Annotated in this window: 1 protein-coding gene; it reads left to right on the plus strand. The window is 45.5% G+C overall.

Features of this window, described 5'->3' with window-relative positions:
* Window positions 1-231 (plus strand): 2OG-Fe(II) oxygenase (locus tag ACYP03_RS28335; protein WP_459782983.1); only part of this gene is annotated, 231 nt, incomplete at both ends.

Here is a 231-nt window from a genome sequence, read left to right on the forward strand (position 1 = left end):
TGGCGTCTATCCGAAGTGATAAGATTCATTGGCTGAAAGAAGAGATGGGCCAGCCGGTTCATCACTATCTGGATAAAATGGAAGTGATCCGTCAGGCGGCTAATCGCTACCTTTATCTGGGCCTGTTTGAATACGAGGCGCATTTTGCCAAGTACGAGCAGGGGGATTTCTATAAAAAGCATCGTGATAGTTTTCGTGGTAAAGCCAACCGTATTCTTACGACAGTATTGT

It is taken from the genome of Photobacterium sp. R1, from assembly GCF_054600795.1.